General features: G+C 62.3%; 1 pseudogene. It reads right to left on the minus strand.

Annotated elements, in window-relative coordinates:
- Positions 1 to 14: 14 nt before the first annotated feature.
- A pseudogene (locus J5224_RS32795) lies at positions 15 to 641 on the minus strand (ABC transporter substrate-binding protein); the annotation flags it as partial.
- Between the last annotated feature and the right edge of the window lie 69 nt (positions 642 to 710).

The raw sequence follows: 710 nt of genomic DNA on the forward strand, positions 1-710 counted from the left end.
GGGGCGTCCTAGGGGCCGTCAAGGCGCTCAAGGGTGGCGTGGCTGGTGCCCTGAACAGCGGTTAACACAAAGGGGCCACTGCCGTGGCGAATCGGATCAACGCGGCCTTGCTGATAGGCATTGGGTGAAAGGATCGCCAGTTGTGGGCTGGAGAGCCGTTGCGGCAGCAGGGGATCGGGGGTTGCGGTCGTTACGCGCACCGCGTTGTCGCCGTCAGCGCGAATGTGTAGCGTAACGCCATCCAGAATACGCGGCTTGGGTGCGGCCTGCGTTGCCGCCGTCAGCGCATTGACCACGGCGGCGGGCGTCAAGGGTTCACCGTCGTGGAAGCGCACATCGGGACGCAGCGTGAAACGCCAACTGGTGTCATCCACTGGCTGCCAGGCCATTGCCAGCGCCGGTTGTGCGTCACCATTCTCATCCAGCACGATCAGCGTTTCGCTGGTGCTCCAGCGCGAAAGTTTGAAGGCATCGTCGCTGAGCGGGGTCAGGCCCGCACGAGGCGGTTGCAGCATCGCGATGCGAATACGATCGCTGGCGGCTTGCGGCGCGGTTTTCTCTTCGCTGCCAAAGCAGCCAGTCAGCCCGGCACTGCCAACGGCCAGCAGTAACGGAAAAATTCGGCGATAGACTAACGACATAACAGCGTCCTTTCAGGGAAAAAATTAGCAATAACAATCAGGGAGTGTCGGGATGGCGGGCAGCAGCGC

The sequence above is a fragment of the Candidatus Symbiopectobacterium sp. NZEC135 genome, assembly GCF_025962695.1.